General features: G+C 64.7%; 20 protein-coding genes and 1 pseudogene. 8 read left to right on the top strand and 13 right to left on the bottom strand.

Annotation, left to right across the window (positions count from 1 at the left end; all coding sequences use genetic code 11):
* The first annotated feature begins 200 nt into the window (after positions 1 to 200).
* The 6 genes from SM757_RS05790 (at position 201) to SM757_RS05765 (ending at position 5,813) form a co-directional block, all read left to right on the top strand.
* Positions 201 to 1,049 (top strand): hypothetical protein, encoded by an 849-nt coding sequence (locus tag SM757_RS05790; protein ID WP_322464735.1) that lies wholly within the window; start codon positions 201 to 203, stop codon positions 1,047 to 1,049.
* 7 nt (positions 1,050 to 1,056) lie between these two features.
* Positions 1,057 to 1,350, top strand: coding sequence for an EscU/YscU/HrcU family type III secretion system export apparatus switch protein (locus SM757_RS05785; RefSeq protein ID WP_066340689.1), 294 nt, complete (start codon positions 1,057 to 1,059; stop codon positions 1,348 to 1,350).
* Positions 1,351 to 1,494: 144 nt separating this feature from the next.
* Positions 1,495 to 1,755 carry a hypothetical protein gene (locus SM757_RS05780; protein ID WP_322464734.1) on the top strand — a complete coding sequence of 87 codons (261 nt, stop codon included), beginning with the start codon at positions 1,495 to 1,497 and terminating at the stop codon, positions 1,753 to 1,755.
* 764 nt (positions 1,756 to 2,519) lie between these two features.
* Positions 2,520 to 3,380, top strand: a complete 861-nt coding sequence (locus SM757_RS05775) for an ABC-three component system protein (RefSeq protein ID WP_322464733.1) — start codon at positions 2,520 to 2,522, stop codon at positions 3,378 to 3,380.
* Positions 3,381 to 3,385: 5 nt separating this feature from the next.
* Positions 3,386 to 3,871: a hypothetical protein gene (locus SM757_RS05770; RefSeq protein WP_322464732.1), complete on the top strand. Its 486-nt coding sequence runs from the start codon at positions 3,386 to 3,388 to the stop codon at positions 3,869 to 3,871.
* Entirely contained in the window at positions 3,861 to 5,813 is a 1,953-nt protein-coding gene (locus SM757_RS05765) for a hypothetical protein (protein WP_322464731.1), read from the top strand. The genes SM757_RS05770 and SM757_RS05765 overlap by 11 nt, the downstream gene beginning before the upstream one ends.
* 196 nt (positions 5,814 to 6,009) lie before the next feature.
* On the opposite strand, the pseudogene SM757_RS35655 reads toward SM757_RS05765, so the two are convergent.
* The 10 genes and pseudogenes from SM757_RS35655 to gabT form a co-directional block, all read right to left on the bottom strand.
* Positions 6,010 to 6,132: pseudogene (locus SM757_RS35655) on the bottom strand (IS701 family transposase); the annotation flags it as partial.
* Positions 6,133 to 6,611: 479 nt separating this feature from the next.
* Positions 6,612 to 7,613: a lysylphosphatidylglycerol synthase domain-containing protein gene (locus SM757_RS05760; protein ID WP_322464730.1), complete on the bottom strand. Its 1,002-nt coding sequence runs from the start codon at positions 7,611 to 7,613 to the stop codon at positions 6,612 to 6,614.
* A 160-nt stretch (positions 7,614 to 7,773) separates the two neighbouring features.
* The gene (gene speB / locus SM757_RS05755; protein WP_322464729.1) at positions 7,774 to 8,745 is read right to left on the bottom strand and encodes an agmatinase; all 972 of its coding nucleotides are present in this window, start codon (positions 8,743 to 8,745) and stop codon (positions 7,774 to 7,776) included.
* Between the two features lie 47 nt (positions 8,746 to 8,792).
* Positions 8,793 to 9,623, bottom strand: coding sequence for an ABC transporter permease (locus SM757_RS05750; RefSeq protein ID WP_066340721.1), 831 nt, complete (start codon positions 9,621 to 9,623; stop codon positions 8,793 to 8,795).
* A gap of 5 nt (positions 9,624 to 9,628) precedes the next feature.
* A complete protein-coding gene (locus SM757_RS05745; protein WP_322464740.1) occupies positions 9,629 to 10,906 on the bottom strand; it encodes an ABC transporter permease in 1,278 nt (425 codons plus the stop codon).
* 194 nt (positions 10,907 to 11,100) lie between these two features.
* On the bottom strand, positions 11,101 to 12,132 hold the full coding sequence (locus SM757_RS05740) for an ABC transporter substrate-binding protein (protein ID WP_066340697.1): 1,032 nt from the start codon (positions 12,130 to 12,132) through the stop codon (positions 11,101 to 11,103).
* Between the two features lie 110 nt (positions 12,133 to 12,242).
* Positions 12,243 to 13,337 carry an ABC transporter ATP-binding protein gene (locus SM757_RS05735; protein WP_066340698.1) on the bottom strand — a complete coding sequence of 365 codons (1,095 nt, stop codon included), beginning with the start codon at positions 13,335 to 13,337 and terminating at the stop codon, positions 12,243 to 12,245.
* 49 nt (positions 13,338 to 13,386) lie between these two features.
* Positions 13,387 to 14,619, bottom strand: coding sequence for a CaiB/BaiF CoA transferase family protein (locus SM757_RS05730; RefSeq protein ID WP_322464728.1), 1,233 nt, complete (start codon positions 14,617 to 14,619; stop codon positions 13,387 to 13,389).
* A 48-nt stretch (positions 14,620 to 14,667) separates the two neighbouring features.
* Positions 14,668 to 15,861 carry an acyl-CoA dehydrogenase gene (locus tag SM757_RS05725; RefSeq protein ID WP_322464727.1) on the bottom strand — a complete coding sequence of 398 codons (1,194 nt, stop codon included), beginning with the start codon at positions 15,859 to 15,861 and terminating at the stop codon, positions 14,668 to 14,670.
* Between the two features lie 42 nt (positions 15,862 to 15,903).
* Positions 15,904 to 17,199, bottom strand: coding sequence for a 4-aminobutyrate--2-oxoglutarate transaminase (gene gabT, locus SM757_RS05720; protein WP_066340704.1), 1,296 nt, complete (start codon positions 17,197 to 17,199; stop codon positions 15,904 to 15,906).
* 135 nt (positions 17,200 to 17,334) lie between these two features.
* Here gabT and SM757_RS05715 point away from each other — a divergent pair, with 135 nt between their 5' ends.
* Positions 17,335 to 18,729, top strand: a complete 1,395-nt coding sequence (locus SM757_RS05715) for an aminotransferase-like domain-containing protein (protein ID WP_322464726.1) — start codon at positions 17,335 to 17,337, stop codon at positions 18,727 to 18,729.
* 54 nt (positions 18,730 to 18,783) lie between these two features.
* On the opposite strand, the gene ggt is transcribed toward SM757_RS05715, so the two are convergent.
* The 3 genes from ggt to SM757_RS05700 form a co-directional block, all read right to left on the bottom strand.
* A complete protein-coding gene (gene ggt, locus SM757_RS05710; protein ID WP_322464725.1) occupies positions 18,784 to 20,688 on the bottom strand; it encodes a gamma-glutamyltransferase in 1,905 nt (634 codons plus the stop codon).
* A 175-nt stretch (positions 20,689 to 20,863) separates the two neighbouring features.
* Positions 20,864 to 22,132, bottom strand: coding sequence for a DUF2325 domain-containing protein (locus tag SM757_RS05705; RefSeq protein ID WP_322464724.1), 1,269 nt, complete (start codon positions 22,130 to 22,132; stop codon positions 20,864 to 20,866).
* A 12-nt stretch (positions 22,133 to 22,144) separates the two neighbouring features.
* A complete protein-coding gene (locus SM757_RS05700) occupies positions 22,145 to 22,399 on the bottom strand; it encodes a hypothetical protein (protein ID WP_322464723.1) in 255 nt (84 codons plus the stop codon).
* Between the two features lie 872 nt (positions 22,400 to 23,271).
* On the opposite strand from SM757_RS05700, the gene SM757_RS05695 reads away from it, so the two are divergent.
* Positions 23,272 to 24,459, top strand: coding sequence for a hypothetical protein (locus tag SM757_RS05695; protein WP_322464722.1), 1,188 nt, complete (start codon positions 23,272 to 23,274; stop codon positions 24,457 to 24,459).
* The last annotated feature ends 322 nt before the right edge of the window (positions 24,460 to 24,781 follow it).

Raw genomic sequence — 24,781 nt, 5'->3', positions numbered from 1 at the left:
GTGGCGGCGCTGGAGCCGGCGCCACGGCGCGGGCCGCGACCGCGGGCGCCGGGCCGAAGTGCGCTGAGCCGGTCGGACCGTCTGGTCCGTGCCCGGGGTGGGCGCGGCGGAGGGCTCGCCGTTGCCGCGCCCGCGCGCGGTGTGGCATCTGCACGCCCGGCGGCGGCGGGCGGGCATCCACCGCTTCCTAAAATTCACGGGTGAAAGTCAACGCCACCCCCCATGTAAACGCGCCGCCCAAGGTGGAGCCGGTTGCCGTGCCGGTGACCACCGCGCAGACCGCCAGCGGTTTAGGCGACAAGGCCGCGGCGCTGACCGCCTTGGCCAGCGCGGCGGGCGCGGTGGACCTGAGCCCGCTTGGGCGCGGCGTCGCGGCGCTGGCGTCCTTCGGCTTTCCCGTGGTGGAGATAGGCCCCGAGGGCCATGAAGACCCCAACACGCTGGAGCTGCCGCCTCAGGCCACCACCCCCGACCAGCCCGCCGCCGAAACCGCGCCGCCCAGCGCCGCGCGCCACATCGCCCAGGCCCTGGCCGGCGCGCTGAGCCTGAAGGCTGCCGAAGACAACGCCGAGGTGTTGCAGGAGGAGCCGCAGCAGGCGCCCTCCGGCGACGGGGCGCCCGCGCAAGGCGCGCGGGGGGACACCGCCACGCTGCAGTCCGCCGCGCCGCAGGCCCAGCCGCCGCAGCAGGCGGCCGGCGCCCTGCTCAACGCCATGCTGAGCGCGGCGCTCACCGGCCAGGCGGCAATGGAAGTGCGGCGCGAGGGCCGCCCGCCCGCGCAGATGGAGCTGGAGCGCGAGGCCGACGGGCACGGCGGCCACCGCATCGCCCGCATACGCCTGCGCCACCAGACGGAGGACGGCGTGATCGACGTCACCGCGGAGCTGGCGCTGGGCGCGGCCTTCCCGGGCGAGCACGCGCCCATGAACGTGGACATCACCGGCAGCGGCGCCCTGGGCGGCCAGGCGGCGGCGCAATTGAACGAGCTGCGCGAATCGCTGCAGGCGCGCGGCATGGCCGCGAACGTGCGCGCGCGCATGGACGACTGAACCCGCCATGACCCACGACGCCCAAGACGACCTCGCCCGCCGCCGCGCCGCGGTGGCCCTGACCTACGACACCATGTCGCAAGTGGGCGCGCCCAAGGTGGTGGCCAAGGGCTACAACCAGACGGCCGAGAAAATCATGGAATTGGCCCGGGAGGCGGGCATCCCCATCACCGAATCCGCGGAACTGGCGCGGGCGCTGATGCACGTGAAATTGGACAAGGAAATTCCGACGGAGCTTTATGCGGCCGTGGCGGAGATATTGGCTTGGGTTTGGAGGTTGGGGGGGAAGGGGAAGAAGTAGGGCAAATTTAATTGGGATGGCGAAATGCCAGTAAATTTGAGCCAAAATTCAACGCCTCGAATTCCTGTGCTTCAAAATTGGTTTGCGCATTGGATTTCGGTTTTTTTGATCATCTTTCTTTTGTTGGCGGAATAGACCTATTGATTGAGAGAAAGCTACTTCTGCTTTCGGCCAACTGCGGTCGCACAGCTGGCCTTTCCGATAGGCCGCTTTAGGCTGCAAGCGGTCTTTCAACGACTGAAGCCTTGGAACTGGCTTGTGCCGGAAGCGGTTTCCAATTTATTGATTTACTATGAAAAAGCGGCGTTTTATTTTTTCGTAGCGAATTCATCGTTTTCATTATTTAAAAAAGCAGCGGAAGCCGAATATCATCCAGAGCAGTGCCTGGGAAATATGATTCGATGACCGCAAGAACCAAAATCATTTTTGTAGCCACAATACACTTTTCTGCGGTGTCGTGGCAAACGGAAATGGCCGCATGAAGCTGAAGGTGTGTTGCGTAAGTCCTATTAATGTGCTTGTATTTGAAGTGGTCAATTAATTTTTAGTGCTGACTTACAAATTATTCGTTGTGCAGCAAATATTAAAATATCTTATAGCAGATTATGGAAACAGAAGCGCTGCATCACCAGCACAATGCCGAACGCTCCGCTCAAGTGCGAGTGGCCAGTACTCGTATTCCCGTCGTAAAATTTTGCACACCCCTAGACCTTATCTGCCGTTTTGAAGGAGGAGGCAGACGTGGCAAGCGTTTCCTCGCGCGCAACGAAGTTGCGTAGGCCTACGTCAGTTCAAGTATAGTGGGAGGGGTTGCGGCAGGCACGTTTTAGCGAGGAATAAATTGTCAAAAATAGGGGTTGTATTTATTCATGGATTGACAGGCGGTGAAGCCACTTGGAAAAACAGCTCTGGCAGTTCATTTGGGAGCTTGTTAGAAAAATCTCCAATTGGACCGCACATTGAAGTTCATCACTTCAGCTACTACACAAAAATCTCCTCTATATTCGATTCGGCCATAGCAAAAAGAATTCTAGGGCGAATTCCGGTTCTAGGGCGGTTAAAAACTTTTCAGGGGAGAATACAAAAAAATCAACCAATCGAGCAGCTTGCGCAAATGCTTAGTACCGAAATTCGGTTGGAGTTGAGCCATCTTGATCGCATAGTTTTGATTGCTCACAGTCTTGTGTGGATTGGTTGCTAAGGATTATATATTAAATCACGATCACCAAGAGGACCGGAAAGTTGTCGGTTTCCTGTCTATAGCTGTGCCACATAAGGGTTCGCTGTCAGCGCAAATCTTGGCGCCATTGAATAAAAACGCACAAGAGCTGGTTCCTCTTGATGAATACGTGTCGCGCCTAAATAATGAATGGATGGATAAAAAAGGGGATTTGCCAGAGTCTAGGTATGTTATAGCGGCGCACGATGAATGTGTGGACAAAGAGAGTGCTTTGCCTGGCAAAATACCTAACAATAAGGTTTTCACGGTAAATCATGATCATGTATCGGTTTGCAAGCCGGAGGGCGCATCGGATTCTGTATTTAAATGCGCCACGCAGCTTATTGATCATGTGCTGAAGCAAAAATCTGGAGAGAATTCGGCTGCAGAAGTTTTTGATTCCAGCATGCCTGATTACAAAAAGGAGATCTTCATAATAAAGATGATAATAAGCGATATTGGAGCAAAAGGTATAGACAATGCCAAGGAGTCGTTTTTTCAAGCCGAAATTGTTGCCAAGCACTCCAGTATAAAAGAGAGACATCAAATATTCGAGTTGCAAAGGCGGGTGGTAAACTTGTATCGCGCAATTTATAACGCTCATAACGAAACACATGATAGGAACAGCGTATTTAGCGAAGTACATCAAAGCATAATGGAGCAAGATGGTGCTGCACTAAAATGTGGAGTTGAATATGTTAGTTACCTGCATAAACAAGGCCTTCTTCATCAAGCAGCGAACCAATTGACTGATGAAGTAATTTGGGGTAAAGACGGCGATCTTGATAAAGTGGAGGCCTTGACAAAGTGACTCAAATGTTTGCCTTTGATCCCCATACTGAACTTCACGTGGCGGCCCTGCGCTGCCTCGCGATAGTGGAATTCATTGGCAAGCCGACCTTGCCGCAGAACAAGTTAACAATTACCAAGGCCGCAATTTTTGATGCTGCACTCAAAAATCCAAATGTGACAAGAAAGATTTTGAATAATCTTGCCCCCGAGCGCATGCATAAAGAATTGCTGCGGCAAGTACTATACCCAGATGATGTTGAATACGGAGAGCCAGTGAGTACAAGGGAGATTGCCGCAGTCGCCGCGCTCCTCGTTAAATTCGATATGATCAAAATTGCGCATGTAGAAGGTGATTTTTATTTAATGCCGAAAGAAACTCTTAAAATTGATTTCTCTCGGCTGCCAGGGAGTTGGACAATTTCGCTTAAAGCACTTAAGCCTCTCACTTCGAAATCTTTGGGAACTCTACAGAAAGCTGCTTTCCAGGATGAGCCGTACTATGAAGAATAAAACCTACCTGTTCATTGAGCGACTGATCCTTAAAGGGATTAGAAAGAACTATGAAGCAACGTTTACTGAGGGGCTAAACGTTGTGTGGGGTGATATGGATAGCGGCAAGTCCAGCATCCTTAACTTGATAGATTATTGTTTTGGTGGATCAAACGAGCAGTTGCAGTATGCAGAGATCGCAGCAAACGTAAGGGTTGTTTTTCTTCAAGTTGATCTCAATGGAAACAGGGTGACTATTGAGAGAGATCTCGCTGATGCAAATGGGCCAATACGTGTTTACAGTGGCACATTTGAAGAGGTCAGTACGCTGTTTCCTCGACACATGAGTGCTTCACCCAGCGTCCATATGCCGGATGGTTGGCTTTCTGATTTTGTGCTTGAATGTCTTAATATTCCAAAAGTCAAAATCCGTGAATCAAAAAAAGAAGACGCCAGTGCCGATCGTCTTAGTATTCGAGATTTGCTTAAGCTAATGTATTTAAAGCAGACCCGTGTTGGTTCCGATAATCTTTTGGATTATGCAAATCAACCGTTATTTGTAAAGAATGTTGAGGTTCAAAAATTTGTTTTCAACGTACACAATGAGGCCCTTACCACGCTGAAAGGTCAACTATCCTTAGAGGTGCAGGAACGAAATGCACTGCTTGGCGAGCGGAATGTAGTTCTCCGATTTTTAGAAAGTGTCAATTTGGAGTCTTCGGATCAAGAGGAAGCGCTCGACAAAAGAATAGCTGAAAAAGACGAGGAAATTGCTTTTCTTGAGCACACAATCAATGAATTGAAGCGCGACTTCAAGTTGTCGTCATCATTTGCTGTAGAACTGAAAACGCAGATTACTGATCTTCAGTTTCAACAGAAGAAAATAGTCAATCGCATTCGGGAAATAGAAGAAAAGCGAAATAGCTATGTTAAGCTAAAGGAGACTTACGACTTTGATTTGGAGAATTTGGAGCTGGCTAAGCGTAGCAAATCGTTGATCGGGGATATTCCGAGAACCATAAAGCCTGTCTCCTGCCCACTTTGCGAGACCCCGCTATCCTTATCTCCAAATCGGATTGGTGTTGACGATATTTCGGTTCATATTCGATCAATTAAAAACAGAATGGCTGGGGTTGGAGAGGCATTGACACAACTTCTTCAAGAGCAGGGCGAGTTGCAAAGCGCTGAAATTGAAATTAATCGCACACTTAAGGAAAAGATTACCGCATTTGATGGTGAGAACTTTGCCGATGTATCAGGATTGGTACAGAGTATTGAAACGATGGAAAAAGCACGATCTGAGTTGCAGGTCAAGGCCGCTGCGCTCAAGCAGTCCATTTCTATACATCGACGATTTGCTGACATTGATCGAAGCATTGAAAACAAGGCCGCTACGATCGAATCAATTCGTCTCGCTATCCAAGATGTGGAATCTGGAGTCACTGACATTGAAAAAGTGGTAGATGAATTGAGTGGCTTCTTAGCCCGTTATATGGAGTCGAGCGGTCTTCGTAATGTTTATAACGTCTACGTCGATAAAAAATTCGTTCCGCATTTCCGAGGCTTGTCGTATTACAAGGCAACGTCAGGTGGCGTCAGAACCGTTCTATCTATAGGTTCTTATATCGCGCGGCTCCAATATCTTATTCATGAAGGCGGAAATCTCCCGCCATTCTTGATGATCGACACTCCGGGCCAGAACATTGGGCACACCAGACGTGCCGATGAGAATGGTATGGACGACGAAGTATCTGACCCGATAGTTTATGAGAAGGTCTACGAGCAGATTTTAAATGTGGCCCTTATGGCGAGACTTCTTGATCGATTCTGTCAAGTAATTGTGGTTGACAATGACTTGCCGGAAAAATTTCAGTTGCCGGGAAATTTTAATTTGGTGAAGCGATTTAGTAAAAACAGCAAAATATATCCGCCAGGTCTTATTGACGACATCAATACAGTTTAAATGTCGTTTAGTACGCCGACTCGGCAATGCACTCGCGTAGCGATTACCCGGCCACTCCCTGGTCGGTGACTCACGACAAGCGTGCAAGAACAGTTCTTCAAGACGAAAGATGCTGCACTCGAAGGTCGGCGCTTGCGGCAGCATCTCCGGGTGCCGATGCAGGATCTAAACCAAGGCAAGTGGTTATGGATAGGACTTACGCAGCAAGCACCATCCGCACCGCCGGGCTGCGTAACTCGGCTCGTAGATAGCTGGACAGCATTTCGCGTTTGAGCTGATAGAGCGTTTTCCCGACCTGTCGCGCCTGAGCTGCAGAGCATGGGCAGCAGCTGAACGACAACTATCGCTGCAAAGCGGCCGTTCGTGATAGCGGTCTGAAGGTCGCCAACGGGCACAAAGCAGACATAGCAACAACTGCCAATTAATGTCCGCTGGTGCGAGGTCAGTACGAATAGCTAACGGCCTTCCTGGAAATGGCACGCAGCACGGAAATAGCACCACAGCCCCCGCAAAGACCAAGATTTAGCCCTCGCTAACTTCCTTAATGCAGGATCAGCGAATAGCCCTCAATAACGCAGCAGTCCCAAACCGCCCCTACGCTTCACCGTGGGGCCGCCTGGATTCCCGCCTTCGCGGGAATGACGAAGCGGGGTGTGAACGGTCGCGGCTTGCGGGATGCCAAAGCCAAGTGGCATTGGCCGCGCGCCATTCAATCCAAGAACATTGAAATATCAACTTATCGGGGCAGCCAATGGCTTTATTTCACGCTCAATGCCACCAATCTAATAAATCGCAGTATTACTGATTTTCCGTCGCCCCACCCGCCCCCTCCTGCTTGGATGCATACCGCTCAAGCATCAAATACAACCCAATCCCCCCCACCAACGGCAGCAAGTAATAAAGCGCGCGGTAAGCCAAAACAGCCCCCATCACCTCCCCATTCCCCAGCCGCCCGGACAGCAGTGCCAGATAAACCGCTTCCAGCACACCAAGCCCGGCCGGAATAGGCGTCACCACACCCACCACGGAAGCCGCCATCAGCACGGCCAGCGTTTGCCCATACGGCAGCCGCTCGCCCAGCAGCAGATACATCACGCCACCCATCAGCGCCCAATTGGCCGCGGAGAACACGAGTTGCGCGATGGCGCGGCCGGGGCTGGGCAGTTGCAGGCGGCGGCCGCGGATGTGCCATTCGCGGCCACGCCACTTGGCGCAGGCCAGCACGTAACCCGCAGCCAGCGCCAGCATCAGCACGCCCACGGCGCGCAGGGTCCAGTCCGGCAGGAAAGCCTTGGTCGGCAGCGTGATCACGCCGGCCGTGAACAGGCTGCCGGCCAGCAGGCCGTAGCCCAGCCAGTTGGTCGCCAGGCTCAGGCCCACCACCTGCGCCACGGTCGCCTCGTCCAGCCCGGCGCGGGCGTACAGGCGGGCGCGCATCGCCACGCCGCCCACCAGTGAGCCCAGGTTGAGGTTGAAGGCGTAGCTGGATACCGCGATCGCCCAGGTGCGCCAGCGCGCCACGCGGTGGCGCACGTGGCCGCGGCCTATGAGGTCGAAACAGCCGTAGAGCGCGTGGCTCAGCGTCGCCAGCGCCCACGCGGCCAGCAGCAGTTGCAGCGGGTAGCGCTTGAGCGCGGCCCAGGCGCCGGCCCAGTCGATCTGGTGCGCGCGTGACAGCAGCAGCGCCAGCACCAACAAGCCCAATACCGGCACCGCCCAGCGGCGTATGCGCGGCCAGGCGGCGTGCAGGGAAGCCCACAGGGAGCTGGCGACGGGGACGGGCGGTGAATCACTGAGCATGGTGGAACCATGCTCGCCGCCCCCCGTCAAAGGCGCCAGCCGACGCCGCCGCGAGCGGCTGTAGGCGCTGTCCGACGACGCTGCCGGACAGCGGCCCGCGCAACGCGCCGCGTCAGGCGCCCGGGGCGGGCCCGCCGTCAGCCCGCCAAGCGGGAAACCGTCAGCGCCTGCGCACGCCCGGCAGCACGCACAGCATCTCGTACAGCAGGTTGGCGCCCAGCAGCGCGGTGTTGCCCGTCGGGTCGTAGGGCGGGGAGACCTCCACGAGGTCGGCGCCCACGAGGTTGAGGCCGCGCAGGCCGCGCACGATCTCCAGCGCCTGCGGCACGGTCAGCCCGCCAATCTCCGGCGTGCCGGTGCCGCCGGCATACGCGGGGTCTATGCCGTCGATGTCGAAGCTCAGGTAGACCGGGTGGTCGCCAATGGAGTCGCGCACCGCGCCCATCAGCGGCGCGAGCGACCGCCACCACACCTCGTGCGCCGGGACGACGTTGAAGCCCTGGGCGCGCGGCCAGTCGAAATCGTCCGCCGCGTAGCCGGTGCCGCGCAGGCCGATCTGCCAGACCTTGTGCCCGCACAGCAGCCCCTCCTCCACCGCGCGCCGAAACGGCGTGCCGTGGGCCACGGGCTCGCCGAACATGCTCTCGTTGACGTCCGCGTGCGCGTCCACGTGCACCAGCGCCACCGGGCCGTGGCGCCCGGCCATGGCGCGCAGGATGGGCAGCGCAATGGTGTGGTCGCCGCCTATGGTCAGCGGCTTGCAGCCGGACTCCAGCACCCGGCGGTAGTAGCCGGTGATGATGTCCAGCGACTTGCCCAGCGAGTAGGTGTTGATGGGCACGTCGCCCAAGTCGGCCACCTGCAGCGTGTCGAAGGGCGCGGCGCCCGTGGCCATGTTGTAGGGGCGCAGCAGCGCGGACTCGGCCCGCACCTGGCGCGGGCCGAAGCGCGCGCCGGGGCGGTGGCTGGTGCCGATGTCCAGGGGCACGCCGATGAAGGCGGCGTCCAGGCCGGCGGGCGAGTCGGCCGCGGGCAGCCGCATCATGGTCGCCAGGCCGCCAAAGCGCGGCATGGCGTTGCCGCTGAGCGGCTGGTTCAGGGACGGGGACGGTTGGTCGGTCGAAGCGCTCATGGCAGGACTCGCGAAGGATGAGCGCGCCGGCACGGCCGGTGCGCGGGTCAGCGGCGGCGGCCGCGAATCCACTCCAGCGTCAGCATCAGCGCGGTGGTGAAGAGGATCAGCAGCGTGGCCACGGCCGCGATGGTCGGATTGATGTTCTCGCGTATGCCCGTGAACATCTGCCGCGGCAGCGTGGCCTGCGCCGGGCCGGCGATGAAGAGGGTCACGACCACTTCGTCAAAGCTGGTGGCAAAGGCGAACAGGGCACCCGAGATCACGCCCGGGGCGATCACCGGCAGCGTGACGCGGAAGAAGGTTTCAACGGGCCCGGCACCCAGCCCCAGGCTGGCGCGCACGAGGTTGTGGTTGAAGCCCTGCAGCGTGGCCAGCACGGTGGTGACGACGAAGGGCGCGCCCAGCGCGGCGTGCGACAGCACCAGGCCCAGGTAGGTGTCCGCCAGGCCGATGCGCGCGAACACGAGGTAAGTGCCCACGCCCACCACGACCACGGGCACCACCATGGGCGCGATGAGCACACTCATCAGCACTGACTTGCCCTTGAACTGCACGCGCGCCAGGCCCACGGAGGCCAGCGTGCCCAGCACGGTGGCCAGCAGCGTCGCCAGCGGAGCCACGATGAAGCTGTTGCGGGCGGCGCGGGCCCAGTCGTCGGAGGCCAGGAGCTGCTCGTACCACTGCAGCGACCAGCCCGGCATGGGGTAGGCCAGGAAAGAGCTGGCCGAGAACGACAGCGGGACGATGGCCAGGATGGGCAGCAGCAGGAACAGCAGCACGCCCACGCAAGCCACGCGCAGCGCCCACCAGCCGAGCTTGTCCAGCGGCGTGGCGTAGGCGGGGAAATCAGGCAGGAATCGGTTCAACGGGTTCATGGCGCTCACCCCAGGCTCAGCTCGGCACGTGCGAAGCGGCGGTACACGCCGTACAGGGCCAGCGTGCTGCCCAGCAGCAGCGCGCCCAGCGCGGCGGCCATGCCCCAGTTGACGTCCACGTTGGTGTACTGGGCGATGTAGTAGGACAGCATCTGGTCGTCCGCCCCGCCCAGCAGCGCGGGCGTGACGTAGTAGCCGATGGACAGGATGAACACGAGCAGCGCGCCGGCACCGATGCCCGCATAGGTCTGCGGCACGTACACGCGCACGAAGGCGGCCAGCGGCGTGCTGCCCAGCGAGACGGCGGCGCGCACGTAGGTCGGCGGCACGGACTTCATGACGCTGTACAGCGGCAGGATCATGAAGGGCAGCAGGATGTGCGTCATGGCGATGATGACGCCCGTGCGGTTGAACAGCAGCGCCAGCGGCTCGGCGACCACGTGCAGGCCCAGCAGCGCCTTGTTGATCAGGCCCTCGCGCTGCAGCAGCACGATCCAGGCGGCCACGCGCACGAGGATGGAGGTCCAGAACGGCACCAGCACCAGGATCATGAGCACGTTGGCCTTGCGCGCGGGCAGCGTGGAGAGCCAGTAGGCCAGCGGGTAGCCCAGCAGCAGGCAGGTCAGCATGACCACCACGCTGATCTGGAAGGTGCGCAGCAGGATGCGGCCGAAGACGCGCTGGTCTTCCGGCATGCGCTCTATGCCGCCCTCGGCCTCGCGGCGCAGGTCCACGGCGGCGAGCAGGTAGTCCGGCGTCCAGCGCGAGGCGTTCTTGGCGATGGCCTGCCAGTAGGGCAGCGCGGCCCAGCGGGGGTCCATCGCCAGCAGCCTGGCGCGCACGTCCTCGGCCTTGAGCGCGGGGTCGCGCAGCGCGTCCTGGCTGGCGCGGTAGGCGCCCATCACCAGCGAGCGCGAGCCCGGCACCTCGCTGTTGAGGCGGCGGGCCAGTGCGCCGGCGTCCGCGCTGTCGGGCATGGCCGAGAGGTCGGCCACCACGGCGGCGAAGGCGGCCGGGGCGGGTTCGCTCTGGCGGTCCCAGCCGGCGAGGGCTTGCGCCGTGCGCGGCAGGGCGCGCGCGACCTCGGGGTTTTCGACGGCGCGCATGAGCAGCGCGCCAATGGGGACGATGAACACCGCCACCAGGAAGGCCAGCAGCGGCAAGGTGAGCAGCAGCGCCTGGCGCTTGCGCCGCCCTTCAGCGCGCGAGAGCGCCTTGGCCAGCGTGAGCGCCTGGGCTTCCGCCGCGCTGGGCGGCGGCGGAGCCGAGCCGAGATCCTGCATTGCGTGCGCGCCTGCCATGCCGCTGCTTCCTTGTTGACTGTGCTGGTTGGACGGCAGCGATCTGCCGTGTGGAGGTCAGGCTTGCCCAAGCCCTTGTGGGGACGGACCGGGAGAAGGCCCTTGGGCAAGCCTGGCCCGCGCCTACAGGTTGGGCGCGGGATGGAACGGTTGACGGCCGGCGGACGGCCGCGGAATCACTGCGCGGCCCAGGAGGCGAAGCGCTTTTCCAGCACCTCACCCTGGTCGGCCCAGAAGTGGATGTTGAACTGCAGCGAGTTCTTGGCGTTGGCCGGCGAGGTGGGCAGTTGCGCCAGCACCTTGGCGTCCAGCTTGGACAGAGCCTTGTTGTTAGTCGGCCCGTAGGAGATGTTCTTGGCGTACTCGGCCTGGGTCTCGGGCGTGGAGGCGAAGGCGATGTACTTCATGGCCAACGCCTTGTTGGGCGTGCCCTTGGGGATGACCCAGTAGTCCAGGTCATAGATGCCGCCGTTCCAGGTGATCTTCAGCGGCTTGCCTTCGCGCTGCGCGGCGTCGATGCGGCCGTTGTAGGCGGTGCTCATGACCACGTCGCCGGCCACCAGGAACTGCGGCGGCTGCGCGCCGGCTTCCCACCACTGGATGTTGGAGCGCAGCTCGGTGAGCTTCTTGAAGGCGCGGTCGGCACCGGCGGGCGTGCCCAGCACCTTGTAGACGTCGGCCGGGGCCACGCCGTCGGCCAGCAGGGCGAATTCCAGGTTGTAGCGGGCGCCCTTGCGCATGCCGCGCTTGCCGGGGAACTTCTTGACGTCCCAAAAGTCGGCCCAGCTCTTGGGCGCGTCCTTGAGCTTGTCGCCGTCGTAGGCCAGCACGGTGGACCACACGAAGATGCCCACGGCGCACTCGGTGACGGCGGCGGGCTGGAAGTCGGCCTTGCTGCCGACCTGCGACCAGTCCATCTTCTCGAACAGGCCTTCATCGCAGCCGCGGTTGGCGTCGGGGCTCTCCACTTCCACGAGGTCCCAGGTCACCTTCTTGGCTTCGACCATGGCCTTCACCTTGGCCTGCTCGCCGTTGTACTCCACGGGCACGACCTTCACGCCGGCGCTCTTCTCGAAGGGCTCGGTGAAGGCCTTGCGCTGGGCCGCGCCGTTGGCGCCGCCGAAGTTCACGACGGTCAGGGACTGCTGCGCCAGCACGGGCAGCGAGCACAGGGCCAGCACGGCGGCGGCCATGGTCTTGATTTTCATGACGAGGACTCCTCCAGGGGGATCACAGGGGACGGGAACGGGGACAGGGGACGGGAACCGTAAAACCGTTACGTGCGCAGCCGCGTCCGCGGCGGCTGCCGCGGGTGCGATCAGGCGTAGAGCCGCAGGTATTGCGGCGCCATGCGCAGCCACACCATTTGCCCCGGCTGCGGATGCCAGTTGCCGGAAAGCGGCAGCTTCACCGTGGCCTCGGGCTGCCCCGGCAGGGCGCAGCGCAGGCGCAGGTGGTCGCCGAAGTACAGCACGTCGATCACGGTGGCCTGCAGCACGTTGGGCGTGTCGGCGCCGCCGGCCAGCGCCACGGGCGAGGCCTCGATGCGCTCAGGCCGGATGGAGGCCGTCAGTGGCTGCCCGGCGGGCACGCCGTTGACGTCCACGCCCAGCAGGTGCTTGCCGTCCGCCAGGATGAGCTCGCGGCGGCCCAGGGCGTCCGTCGCCCCGGCCGTGCCCTGCAGCACGGTGCTGTCGCCGATGAAGCCGGCCACGAAACGGTTGGAAGGCTCCTCGTAGAGGCGCTCCACCGCGTCGATCATCTGGATCTCGCCGTCGTTGAACACCGCCACGCGGTCGCTCATGGTGAGCGCCTCGCCCTGGTCGTGCGTCACGTAGACGAAGGTCACGCCCAGGCGCTGGTGCAGCGCCTTGAGCTCGATTTGCATGTGCTCGCGCAACTGCTTGTCCAGCGCGCCCAGCGGCTCGTCCATCAGCACGAGCTGCGGGTCGAACACCAGCGCGCGCGCCAGCGCCACGCGCTGCTGCTGGCCGCCGGAGAGCTGGGCGGGGTAGCGGTCGTCCTTGCCGTTGAGTTGCACCATGGCCAGCGCCTGCTTCACGCGGCGGGCGATCTCGTCGCGAGGAACACGCCGCACGGTGAGCGGGTAGCCCACGTTGTCGCCCACCGTCATGTGCGGGAACAGCGCGTAGTTCTGGAACACCATGCCGAAGTTGCGCTTGTGCGGCGGGGTGCGCGTGATGGGCGTGCCGTCGAGCAGGATCTCGCCGGCCGTGGGGCTCTCGAAGCCCGCGAGCATCATCAGCGTGGTGGTCTTGCCCGACCCCGAGGGGCCCAGGAGGGTCAAGAACTCGCCGCGGCGGATGTGAAGGTCCAGCGACCGCACCACCAGCGATTGGCCGTCGTAGCTCTTTTGCACACCGCAAAAGCTTACTTGCGCGTCCGCGGGCACGACGGCAGACCGCGGGGATGCCGTTGCTGATGCAACGCCAGCGGGCCGTTCAGCGGCAAGAGTGGTCATTGGTTGGGTCTCCATCATCCGTGGCCTCGGGCCAGCCCCCGTGCTCGGCAATGGCCTGCCGCAGCGCCGAACCATGCTGGTCCAGCGTGGGCGGGCCTCGCCGGGCCGCCGCGCGCTCGCCGTCAAACAGCACGGGCGCGGCCACCAGGGGCACACTGCCTGCGGCATCGTCGCCGCAGCCTGTTTTTATAAGCATTCCCCGTGCCAGCACCTGCTGGGACTGGAACACCTGGTCAATGCTTCTCAATGGTGCGCAGGGCACGCCTGCCGCATCCAATCGTGCGCACCATGCACTTGTTGAGTGCGCAACCATCCATTGTGCCACCATGCCGACCACTTCGGCACGGTGCGCCACGCGTGCGGCGTTTGTCGCGAACCTGACATCGCGCGACGTCTCGATTTGCCCCACCAGCTCGCAGAGTTTCGCGAACTGGGTGTCGTTGCCCACGGCCAGGACGATGTGGCCGTCGGCCGTGGCGAACACCTGGTAGGGAACGATGTTGGGGTGCGCGTTGCCCATGCGCCTGGGCACCACGCCGCCCACGAGGTGGTTGCTGGCCTGGTTGGCGAGCATGGCCACCTGCACGTCCAGCAGCGCGGTGTCGATGTGGCAGCCCTGCCCCGTGCGCTCGCGCCCCTGCAGCGCGGCCAGGATCGCCGTGGTTGCGTACACACCCGTCATCAGATCCACCACGGCCACACCGACCTTTTGCGGCTGCGTGTTCGGCGTGCCCTCGGCCTCGCCGGTGACGCTCATGAGGCCGCCGGCGGCCTGTATGGCGAAGTCGTAGCCCGCGCGCGAGGCTTCCGGCCCCGTCTGGCCGTAGCCGGTGATGGAGCAGTACACCAGGCGCGGGTTGAGCGCGCGCAGCGAAGCGGCATCCAGGCCGTAGCGCGCGAGCTGGCCGACCTTGTAGTTCTCCAGCAGCACGTCGGCCTCGGCCGCGAGCGTGCGCACGAGCTGCGCGCCCTCGGGGCTGGCGATGTCCACGGCGATGGAGCGCTTGCCGCGGTTGGCGCACAGGTAGTAGGCCGACATGCGCTCGGCCGCCTCGCCCCACCAGGGCGGGCCCCAGCCGCGCGTGTCGTCGCCGCTGCCCGGGCGCTCGACCTTGATGACGTCGGCGCCGTAGTCGGCCAGCAGCTGCCCCGCCCAGGGGCCGGCCAGCACGCGGGAGAGGTCCAGGACGCGGATGCCGGCCAGCGGGCTCATGGGCGGACTCCGGGGGTGCGGGCCATGGCCGGGCGCAGCGTCAGCCGGTCAGCAGGAGAAGGCCTGCAGACCGGTGATGGCACGGCCCAGGATGAGCGCGTGCACGTCGTGCGTGCCCTCGTAGGTGTTGACCACCTCCAGGTTCACGAGGTGGCGGGCGATGCCGTACTCGTCGCTGATGCCGTTGCCGCCGAGCATGTCGCGCGCCACGCGGGCGATGTCCAGCGCCTTGCCGCAGCTGTTGCGCTTCATGATGGAGGTCAGCTCGACCGGGGGCGTGCCCTCGTCCTTCATGCGGCCCAGGCGCAAAACCCCCTGCAGGCCCAGCGAAATCTCGGTGAGCATGTCGGCGAGCTTCTTCTGGACGAGCTGGTTGGCGGCCAGCGGGCGGCCGAACTGGCGGCGGTCCAGCACGTACTGGCGGGCGCGGGCGTAGCAGTCTTCGGCCGCGCCCAGCGCGCCCCAGGCGATGCCGTAGCGCGCGCTGTTGAGGCAGGTGAAGGGGCCCTTCAAGCCGCGCACTTCAGGGAAGGCGTTTTCCTGCGGAACGAACACGCGCTCCATCAGGATCTGGCCGGTGATGGAGGCGCGCAGGCCCACCTTGCCGTGCAGCGCCGGCGTTTCCAGGCCGGCCATGCCCTTTTCCAGGACGAAGCCGCGGATGGCGCCCTCGTCGTCCTTGGCCCACACGACGAACACGTCGGCGATGGGGCTGTTGGTGATCCAGGTCTTGGAGCCCGTGAGCTCGAAGCCGCCGGGCACGCAGCGCGCGCGGGTGGCCATGCTGCCGGGGTCGGAGCCGTGGTCCGGCTCGGTGAGGCCGAAGCAGCCTATCCACTCGCCGCGCGCGAGCTTGGGCAGGTACTTTTGCTTCTGCGCCTCGGTGCCGAACTCGAAGATGGGCAGCATCACCAGCGAGGACTGCACGCTCATCATGGAGCGAAAGCCCGAGTCCACGCGCTCGACCTCGCGGGCGATGAGGCCGTAGCAGACATAGTTGAGGCCGGAACCACCATAGGCCTCCGGCAGCGTGGCGCCCAACAGGCCCAGCTCGCCCATCTCCCGGAAGATCTCCGGGTCGGTCTGCTCGTTGCGGAAGGCCTGCAGCACGCGCGGCGCCAGGCGGCCCTGGCAGTAGTCGTGGGCGGCGTCGCGCACGGCGCGCTCGTCGGCGCTGAGCTGCTGCTCAAGCTGCAGGGCGTCGTCCCAGGCAAAGACGGGTTTGTTGGGCTTGTTGGGCACGGCTTCTGTCTCCTCGGGGTGGATGGGATGCCCGCGGTTGTATCAGGCCACGGCGTCGAAGCTGGCGTCGATGATGCTCAGGCCTTCGCGCAGCAGCTCGTCGGAGGCCGTGAGCGGCACGAGGATGCGCAGCACGTTGCCGTAGGTGCCGCAGGACAGCAGGATGAGCCCGCGGCGGCAGGCCTCGGCCACGATGCGGCGGGTGAGGTCGGCGTCCGGCGCGCCCTGCGCGTCCACCAGCTCCACGGCGACCATGGCGCCCAAGCCGCGCACGTCGGCGATCTGCGCGCGGCGCGAGGCCATGTCGCGCAGCCCTTGCGTGAGCAGCTCGCCCACGTCGCGGCTGCGCTGCAGCAGCTTGTCGCGCTCGAAGGTCTCGATCACGGCCAGCGCCGCGGCGCAGCCCAGCGGCGAGCCCGCGTAGGTGCCGCCCAGGCCGCCGGGGCCGGGGGCGTCCATCACCTCGGCGCGGCCCACCACGGCGGACAGCGGGAAGCCGCCGGCCAGCGACTTGGCCAGGGTGACGAGGTCCGGCGCCACGCCGGCGTGCTCGATGGCGAAGAAGGTGCCGGTGCGGCCCGCGCCGGTCTGCACCTCGTCGGCGATGAGCAGGATGCCGTTGGCGTCGCACAGCGCGCGCAGCCGGCGCAGCAGCTCCGGCGGCGCGACGTTGAAGCCGCCCTCGCCTTGCACGGGCTCGATGATGATGGCCGCCACGCGGTCGGCTTCCACGTCGTTCTTGAACAGGGCTTCGATGGAGGCGATGGCGTCGTCCACCGTCACGCCGGCGCGCTCGTTGGGGAAGCGGGCGTGGAAGATTTCACCGGGGAAGGGGCCGAAGCCGGTCTTGTACGGCGCGACCTTGCCGGTGAGGCCCAGCGTGAACATGGTGCGGCCGTGGTAGCCGCTGCCGAAGGCGATGACGGCCGAGCGCTTGGTGTAGGCGCGGGCGATCTTGACGGCGTTTTCCACGGCCTCGGCGCCGGTGGACAGCAGCAGCGTCTTCTTGGCGAAGTCGCCGGGGGCCATGGCGTTGAGCTTCTCGGCCAGCGCCACGTAGGGCTCGTAGGCCACGACCTGGAAGCAGGTGTGGGTGTAGCGCTCCAGCTGGGCCTGCACGGCGGCGATGACGTCGGGGTTGCGGTGGCCGGTGTTGAGCACGGCGATGCCGCCGGCGAAGTCGATGTAGCGGCGGCCCTCCACGTCCCAGATCTCGGCGTTCTCGGCGCGGTCGATGAAGACGTGGTGCGCCTGGCCCACGCCACGGGGCACGGCCGTGGCACGGCGGGCCATCAGCGCGGCATTGGTGGAAGCGGAGGCGGCAATGGCGTCAGACATGGCGGATTTCGGGGCGACGTTGCAAGGTCGCCCACTCTAGGAGCCATGCGGGGCCTCTACCATGTACAGCCCTTGCGGCGCTGTACTGGCCGCCGGGCCGATACAGCGCAGTCCGTTTGACCGGTTCACCTTGCCATGCTCGACCTCCAGCCCCGCTCCTCCGTCCCCTTGGTCACCCAGATCGTCGAGGGCTACCGGCGGCTGATCGAGTCGCGTGCGCTGCGCCCGGGCACCAAGGTGTCGTCGGTGCGCCAGTTCGCCGCGGCTCACGAGGTGAGCGTGTTCACGGTCGTGGAAGCGTATGACCGTTTGGTGGCACAAGGCTGGCTGGTTTCGCGCCCGCACCAGGGCTTTTTCGTGCGCCAGCGCCTGCCGCAGGCCCAGGACGGCGCCGCGGAGCGGCCGGGCTCCGGCTTCGACGGCATGTGGTACATGCGCAAGATCTTCGAGCACCGCGACCTGCGCATGAAGCCCGGCTGCGGCTGGCTGCCCGGGGACTGGCTGTTCGAGGACGGCATGCGCCGCGCGCTGCGCCAGCTCGCCACCGAGCCCATAGACATCACGGGCTACGGCCATCCCAAGGGCTACACCGAGCTGCGCCGGCTGCTGTGCACCCAACTGGCGGAGCAGGAGATCACGGTGCCGCCGGAGCAACTGCTGCTCACGCAGGGCTCCAGCCAGGCGCTGGACCTGGCCGCGCGGCGCCTGGTGCGCGCGGGCGACGCGGTGCTGGTGGACGAGCCGGGCTACTCCAACCTGATGTTCATGCTGCGGCTGCAGGGCGCGCGCCTCATCGGCGTGCCGCGCACGCCCACGGGCTGGGACCTGGCCACCCTGCAGTCGCTCATCCAGGAGCACCGCCCGCGCGTGTTCTTCACGCAGCCGCGGCTGCAAAGCCCGACGGGCTCCATCGCGCCGCTGGCGCAACTGCACCGACTGCTGCAACTGGCCGAGGCGCACGACATCACGCTGGTGGAAAACGACATCTACGCCGAGCTGGACCCGGAGCCGCGCGCCTCGCTGGCCAGCCTGGACCAGCTCCAGCGCGTGGTGCACATCGGCAGCTTCTCCAAGACCATCTCGCCCAACCTGCGCGTGGGCTGGCTGGCGGCCAACCCGGACCTGATCGAGGACCTGGGTCAGCTCAAGATGGTGTCGGGGCTCACGTCCTCGGAACTGAACGAGCGGCTGGTGTACGGGGCGCTGACCGACTCGCGCTGGCGCAAGCACCTCAAGAGCCTGCGCGAGCGGCTGGCGGTGGCGCAGCAGCGCGTGGCGCAGCGGCTCACGGACATCGGCTTCGAGCTGTTCGCCGAGCCCGGCTGCGGCCTGTACCTGTGGGCGCGGCACCCGGACATCAGCGACAGCGGGGAGCTGTCCAACCGCGCGGCGGCGGAAGGGATCATGCTGGGCCCGGGCCACCTCTTCATGCCGGAGCTCGCACCCAGCCCCTGGCTGCGCTTCAACGTGACTTTTTGCAGCGACGAGAAGCTGTTTGCCTTCCTGGAGGCGCAGCGGCGCGGCATTTGAGCCGCCGCGCCGGCCGCCCTCCCGCCGCGCGGCGGGAGGAGGCGTTTGCCGCGCTCAGGGCGCCAGCAGGTCGCCCAGCCAGGCCAGCAGCGGCTTGCTGCGCGGCAGCGTGATGACGGTGCCCTCGCGCCGCGCGTCGGCGCCGCCGTAGTAGCGGCCGGTGGACGGGTCCACGCCCACGGCCTGCACCGCGCCGATGTCGGTGAGGCTGACCGTGTAGCCCAGGGCCTTGAGGCCGTCTATCGTCGCCTGCGGCATGCCCAGCTCCGTGCTGATGGAGGGGCCCGCGCCGGTGACGGCCAGCCGCCGGGCGTCAATGGCCTGCTGCAGCGGCATCTTGTGGTCTATGAGATTGAGCGTGACGTTGAGCACCGAGCTGATGATGGTGGAGCCCCCCGGCGAGCCGTAGGCCAGCAGCGGCTTGCCGTCGGCCGTGAAGATCATGGTGGGCGTCATGCTGCTGCGCGGGCGCTTGCCGGGCTGCACGTCGTTGTAGCCGCCCTCGCCAGTGACGGGGTTGGTGGTGGGCGCGAGGTTGAAGTCGGTCAGCTCGTTGTTGAGCAGGAAACCATGGTTGCGGAAGCTGCCGTCGGCGCGCTTGTAGCCCGCGAACACGCCAATGCCATGCGAGGACTCGATGGTGTTGGTGTAGGAGACCATGTTGCCCTGCCGGTCCATCACGGCAAAGTGCGTCGTGGTCTCGCCGGGGCCGTTGACGGGCTCGGCCACGGCCAGGTGGAGGTTGGGCTGGGCTTGGGCGGTCTCGTAGGGGCGCGGGTCGCCGAAGGTGGGCGTGGGCAGGAGCTGGCCCGGGACGATGGGCGCGCCGCGCAGGCCCACGTAGGTGCCGTTGAGCAGGCCGCGGCCCGGCACGGAGACGAAGTCGGCGTCCCCCATCCACACGGCGCGGTCGGCGAAGGCGGTGCGCAGCGCGTCGGCCATGACGTTGGCGGTCTTGAGCGCGCCGAAGCCGTAGCCCTGGGCCGTGTCGCCCAAGGGGAAGCGCTCCAGCATCTTGAGCACCTGCAGCATGGTCAGCCCGCCTGAGGACGGCGGCGACATGGCCTTGATGACGTAGCCGCGGTAGGTGCCCTGCACGGGCTGGCGCAGCGCGGGGCTGTAGGCGGTCAGGTCCGCGTAGGTCATGCTGCCGCCCTTGCCGCCGGCGGCCTGCGGGCGGTTGAACTGCTGCCCCTCCACGATGCCCCTGGCGATGTCGCAGCCCTTGGCGGGCATGTAGCGGTAGAAGCAGTCGGGGCCATGGGCGGCGATGAGGCGCAGCGTGCCGGCCAGGGCCTCGTTGCGGACCAAGGAGCCCACGGCCGGCGGCTGGCCGCCGGGGCAGAAGAAGGCGGCCGTCTCCGGCGAATTCAGCGCCCGCGGGTTGCAGGCCACGGCCGGGTCGGCGTAGCGCGGTGTCGCTTCAAAACCCTTGGCGGCGAGCTTGATGGCGGGCTGCAGCACGCGGCCCAGCGGCATGCTGCCCCAGCGCTGCAGCGCCAGCGCCGTGCCCGCCACCATGCCCGGCACGCCCACGGCCACGCCCTGCAGCGAGGGATTGGGCACGCCCACGAACATGTCGGCCGTGGCGCCGGCAGGGGCCTTCTCGCGGCTGTCGATGTAGAAGGTCTGCCCCGAGGCGGCGTGGTGGATCATCATGAAGCCGCCGCCGCCCATGCCTGCGGATTGCGGCTCCACGACGTTGAGCGCATAGGCGATGGCCACGGCCGCGTCTATGGCGTTGCCGCCCTTTTCCAGCACCTGCGCGCCGGCCTCGGCGCCATAGGGGTTGGCCACGGCCACCACGCCCTGCTGCTTCCACGCCGCCAGCCGCGGCAGCTCGCCCAGGGACACCGGCCCGCCCGCATGGGCGTGCACCGCGCCGAGAGCGACACAGGCCAGCAGCACCGCGCGCGGCAACAGGCGCAAAGGCATGCACAGGGGCTTACACGTCGTCATGTTCCAACTCCTCGTGAACTGTGATGACGCCCTGGGCGGCCATCGAGGCGGCCGCCCGCGGCGGGCAGTCACTTTGCCAGCGGGGAGTTGGACTGAAGGCCCCGCGCCCACGCCCAGATGCGGGCGGCAAGGGCGCGGCGCAAAGTGCTAGGCAGGCGGGCGTGGCGGGCCGGCTTCAGTCCGCTCCAGCGCCGCCAGCGGTTGCGCCGGCAACCGCTTCGGCTGGCTCATCCTGTGGCGACAGCCGCTGCGCCGCCTCGCGCAGGCCGCGCAGCAGCCCGGCGGCGCTGGGCTTGTCCACGAACACGCACTGCTTGCCGGTGCGCTTGCAGTGGTCCTTCACGCGCCAGTAGGCGCCGTGGCTGATGCAGCCGGCCTGGCAGATCACCAGGTCCGCCGCCGCGAGGCTGGACTCCAGCCGCGCCGCGCTCTCCTCCTCGCCGCCGTCGTGGTGCAGGAACTGCCCGCCGCTGCGCTCCACGAGCTGCCGGTACACCGGCACGCTGGCCGAGCGGCCGCCCACGCACAGCACGGCCTTGTCGTCCAGCCGCGGCGGCACGGGCAGCGGCGTGACGCGCTCGTCGCAGGCGGCGGCTGCGGGCTGCGGCACGGCGGGTTCGGCCGGACGAGCCACCGTCGCCGCTGCCTGCGCCAGGCGCCGCTCCAGCGCCTCTATGCGTGCGCGCTGCCGCGTGAGCTGCTCGGCTTGGGCGCGGCGCGTGGGCAGGTCCGGCAGCCCCAAGCGCAGCTCGTCGACTTCGGCGCGCAGCGCCTGCAGCTCGGTGTCGCGCGTGATCAGCGCCGCGCGCAGCCGCACCAACTCCGCGGCCTGCTGCTCGATGACGGCCGCGCGCTGCGCCAGCGCCTGCGTGCTGCGCTGCTGCGCCGCGGCCAGCTCGCGCACCAGCACGCCGTGCTCGCGCGCCAGCTCGGCAAAGCGCGCGCGGTCCACGCGCTCGGCCGCGCCCACCTGGTGCTGCAGCATGTGCACGTCGCGCAGCACGCGCTCCTCCAGCACGGCGTCGCAGCGACCGTGCGTAAGCGTGGACCAAAAGGCGGCGGGCACGGCCTCGCCCAAGCGCAACTGCGCCTGCCACCACTGCGCCAGCGCCTCGGTGCTCTTGCAGCGCGCCGCGGCGCCCAGGGCCAGGGCGAAACGCTCGTCGAGCTCGCGCTGCAGCCGCTCGGCCAGCGGCGTGCGGGCCTTGGACTCGGTGATGGCGGCGCAGTGCAGCTCGTAGTCGTCCGTGGGCAGGGTCCCGCCCACGGCCTTTTCCGCCACGCGGCGCAGCAGCGGCAGCGGCACGCACACGCCAATCACCGGGCAGTAGGCGGTGGGCGCCAGGTCCCACAGGCGGCGGCGGCGCGAGCCACGGCCGAACACCACCGCGTTGGCGGCCTGCGCGTGCTTGCAGGGCAGGCCCGGGCGTTCTTCAGCGCACATGCCAAGGCCTCCTCAATGCCAGACGGCCGCCGCGGCGGCAGCGTCACCTTCCACACAGGCCTGCACGCCGGCCTGCCGTGCCCGCTGGGCCGACTGCAGCAGCGCGGCCAGGTCTGCAAACGCCTCGTCCGTGAGCCGCAGCGTCAGCGGCCCAACCTGCAGGTGCATCTGGCGGCAGTGCTCGCACACCAGCACCTGTCCGACGGCGGACTGCGCCAGCGGCCGCGGCTCGCAGCCGCTGCTGCGCTCGGGTCGGTCTTGTTCCAAATCGGCTCTCCTTGTTCGCCAAAGGCTCGTTGGTGAGCACTTTATTGCGAACGATTCGCATTTGCAATGCTAGGCGATGGTGGCGATTCGGGTCAAGCCGGCAGCCGTGGCCGGCGATCGCGGCAGTGCGAACGGTGTTCCGGCACGCCTGGCCCATTGAACATACCGACCGGGATATTTTGCCGGCCTGTCATCGACAAACCTTTTCGTTGCTCCCTTGCCGCGAAGCTTTAAAACCGGTTTTCAGTATTTACAAGGCCATCGCGCCAACCGTGCAACCGGGTTTTTCTGATCTACATCAAACACAGTGCCAGGTTACAAACCGACCCGGTGTTCGACGAATGGTTTGCGGCGCGAATGTATCCGTACCGCCTTTGATGCAGCACAAGCTTTCAACTTCCCGACCGGGAAGCTGCGTGGCTCGACTGGAGCGTGCCGGCCGCGACGCTCGCACGCTACAGCCGTTACAGCGGCAGACCAATGTCCAGAATTTCCCTTCTGGGAAACGGTTTTTTGAAGAGGCCGGCCCAGCGTGCCCCAGGGCTGGCCGGTGCCGTGCGCAAGCCGGCACGGCCCTCGCGCGCGTGCGCTGAATACAGCAGAAGGCTGGCGCCAGGGATGGCGTGATCGTTACAAAACCAATAGTTACTAAACACACTGCATCTAACAAACACGTAACTTATGAAGGTTTTCCAGCCGTCGAAATAAAAGGCGTACTGATTAAGAAATCGCGCTCAAAACAGAAATGACAGCGAGTGCGGAATTACATGAATGTGCCGCCAGGCACTTGCGACGCAAAGGTCGCGGCCTTTTGTGTATTCCGGTACCGGCCCTGAGGGGGGCTGCCCTGAAATAAAGCTGGAATAAGTATCATGGAAATCCGTCTGAATATGCGCCCGGCGCTGGCCGGGTCCCTGGCATCGGCTCTGGTGCTGCTTGCAGCCTGCGGCGGCGGTGACGGCACGGTGTCTTCGCAGTCTTCGTCCATGCCGGCCACGGTGTCGGCCGCGGGTCTGGACACGGCCCAGGCGCTGACGCCTGGCGACACCCGCGTGAAGTGGCACCCCGGCCACTACGTCCAGTTGGGTGCCGGTGCCGCGGACGACCTGGTGCAGCGCACGTTCAAGGAAATCTCCTCGCTGTCCAACGTGCGCGGCGTGCAGACGCGCTACATGTGGCGCGACCTGGAGCCGACCAAGGACGGCTACGACTTCAGCGAGATCGACAAGGAGCTGGCCATGGCGCAAGCCGTGGGCAAGAAGCTCTTCATCATGGTGGGCACCAAGGTGTTCAGTGCCGGCGGGCGGGCGCTGCCCGACTACATGCACACCGACGAGTACGGCGGCGGCGTGTACCGCATACAGATCGATGCCAAGGACACCCTGGGCACCGAAGCGACCACGGGCGAGAACATCGCGATGTACGTGCCGGCCGTGCGCGACCGCATGATTGCCCTCGTGACGGCGCTGGGCCAGCGCTACAACGGCAACAACACCTTCGAAGGCATAGGCTTCAACGAAACCGCGCTGGGCCAGGCCGTGGTGCCGCTGACCAGCACGCAGAAGACCGACTTCTTCAACAACCTGGCGCTGATGGACGCCGCCGCGCGGCGCGCCTTCCCCAACACGGTGGTGATGCAGTTCTTCAACTTCCCGCGCATCAACATGCCCGGGCTGGTCAACAGCGCGCTGAACAACGGCGTCTCCTTGGGCGGGCCGGACACCTTCCTCAACGACAGCGAGCTGGAGCTTTCCGCCTACCCGCTGTACGACACGGCCGCGGGCAAGGTCGCCCTGGGCCCCTCGGTGCAGGCCGAAAACTACTTCACCACGTATCAAGGCGGCCCCTACGCGCCCCCGGCGGTGACGGACCTCTACGGCTTTGCCAAGAACAGGCTGCACGCCAACTACATCTTCTGGGCCAAGAACCTGACCGCCCCGCTGTACCCGTACACCAACGTGCTGAACATGTTCAAGTCGTCCACCTTCCCGAAGGACGCGGCCGGCGGCTTGACCACGACCTGCCCCACGACCTTCGCGTCGTGCACCAACGCGCTCTGACGTGTTCTGACGCGTTCTTTCCTTGCCGCAAGTTGGCGGGCCCTGGCGGCCCGCCTTTTTTTCGTGCGCGCCCGCAGCGCTCGCTGGCGCGGTGCAAGGGACGTGTACGCACCCGACCGCAACCGGCGCGCATTTCCCGGGCAATTCCCCGTCCATTGCATCTACGGTCTCGCCCCCGCGCGCGGCATTCGCACGTTGAACGTCTTGGCTTTCAAAACCTATGCCAAGTGCCTATGGCGCTGGGCTCTAGCGCCGCTGCCGCATGAACCGCCGCGGCAGTTGCTCGGCATGTCGCAATCATTCAGTGTCGTCATCGCCCGCC

This window comes from Azohydromonas lata, from assembly GCF_034427735.1.
In the GTDB taxonomy this organism is placed as follows: Bacteria; Pseudomonadota; Gammaproteobacteria; order Burkholderiales; family Burkholderiaceae_C; genus Azohydromonas; species Azohydromonas lata.
Note: the sequence above shows the minus strand (reverse complement) of the source record. Positions and strands in the feature narration are given on the sequence as shown.

Excerpts from the sequence above, each read along its gene's own strand:
- gabT (WP_066340704.1), bottom strand. The coding sequence starts at position 17,199 with ATGTCTGACGCCATTGCCGCCTCCGCTTCCACCAATGCCGCGCTGATG.
- speB (WP_322464729.1), bottom strand. The coding sequence starts at position 8,745 with ATGAGCGCTTCGACCGACCAACCGTCCCCGTCCCTGAACCAGCCGCTC.
- SM757_RS05730 (WP_322464728.1), bottom strand. The coding sequence starts at position 14,619 with ATGAGCCCGCTGGCCGGCATCCGCGTCCTGGACCTCTCCCGCGTGCTG.
- ggt (WP_322464725.1), bottom strand. The coding sequence starts at position 20,688 with ATGACGACGTGTAAGCCCCTGTGCATGCCTTTGCGCCTGTTGCCGCGC.
- SM757_RS05765 (WP_322464731.1), top strand. The coding sequence starts at position 3,861 with ATGAAGAATAAAACCTACCTGTTCATTGAGCGACTGATCCTTAAAGGG.
- SM757_RS05715 (WP_322464726.1), top strand. The coding sequence starts at position 17,335 with ATGCTCGACCTCCAGCCCCGCTCCTCCGTCCCCTTGGTCACCCAGATC.
- SM757_RS05760 (WP_322464730.1), bottom strand. The coding sequence starts at position 7,613 with ATGCTCAGTGATTCACCGCCCGTCCCCGTCGCCAGCTCCCTGTGGGCT.
- SM757_RS05750 (WP_066340721.1), bottom strand. The coding sequence starts at position 9,623 with ATGAACCCGTTGAACCGATTCCTGCCTGATTTCCCCGCCTACGCCACG.
- SM757_RS05740 (WP_066340697.1), bottom strand. The coding sequence starts at position 12,132 with ATGAAAATCAAGACCATGGCCGCCGCCGTGCTGGCCCTGTGCTCGCTG.
- SM757_RS05695 (WP_322464722.1), top strand. The coding sequence starts at position 23,272 with ATGGAAATCCGTCTGAATATGCGCCCGGCGCTGGCCGGGTCCCTGGCA.
- SM757_RS05770 (WP_322464732.1), top strand. The coding sequence starts at position 3,386 with ATGTTTGCCTTTGATCCCCATACTGAACTTCACGTGGCGGCCCTGCGC.
- SM757_RS05745 (WP_322464740.1), bottom strand. The coding sequence starts at position 10,906 with ATGCAGGATCTCGGCTCGGCTCCGCCGCCGCCCAGCGCGGCGGAAGCC.
- SM757_RS05785 (WP_066340689.1), top strand. The coding sequence starts at position 1,057 with ATGACCCACGACGCCCAAGACGACCTCGCCCGCCGCCGCGCCGCGGTG.
- SM757_RS05705 (WP_322464724.1), bottom strand. The coding sequence starts at position 22,132 with ATGTGCGCTGAAGAACGCCCGGGCCTGCCCTGCAAGCACGCGCAGGCC.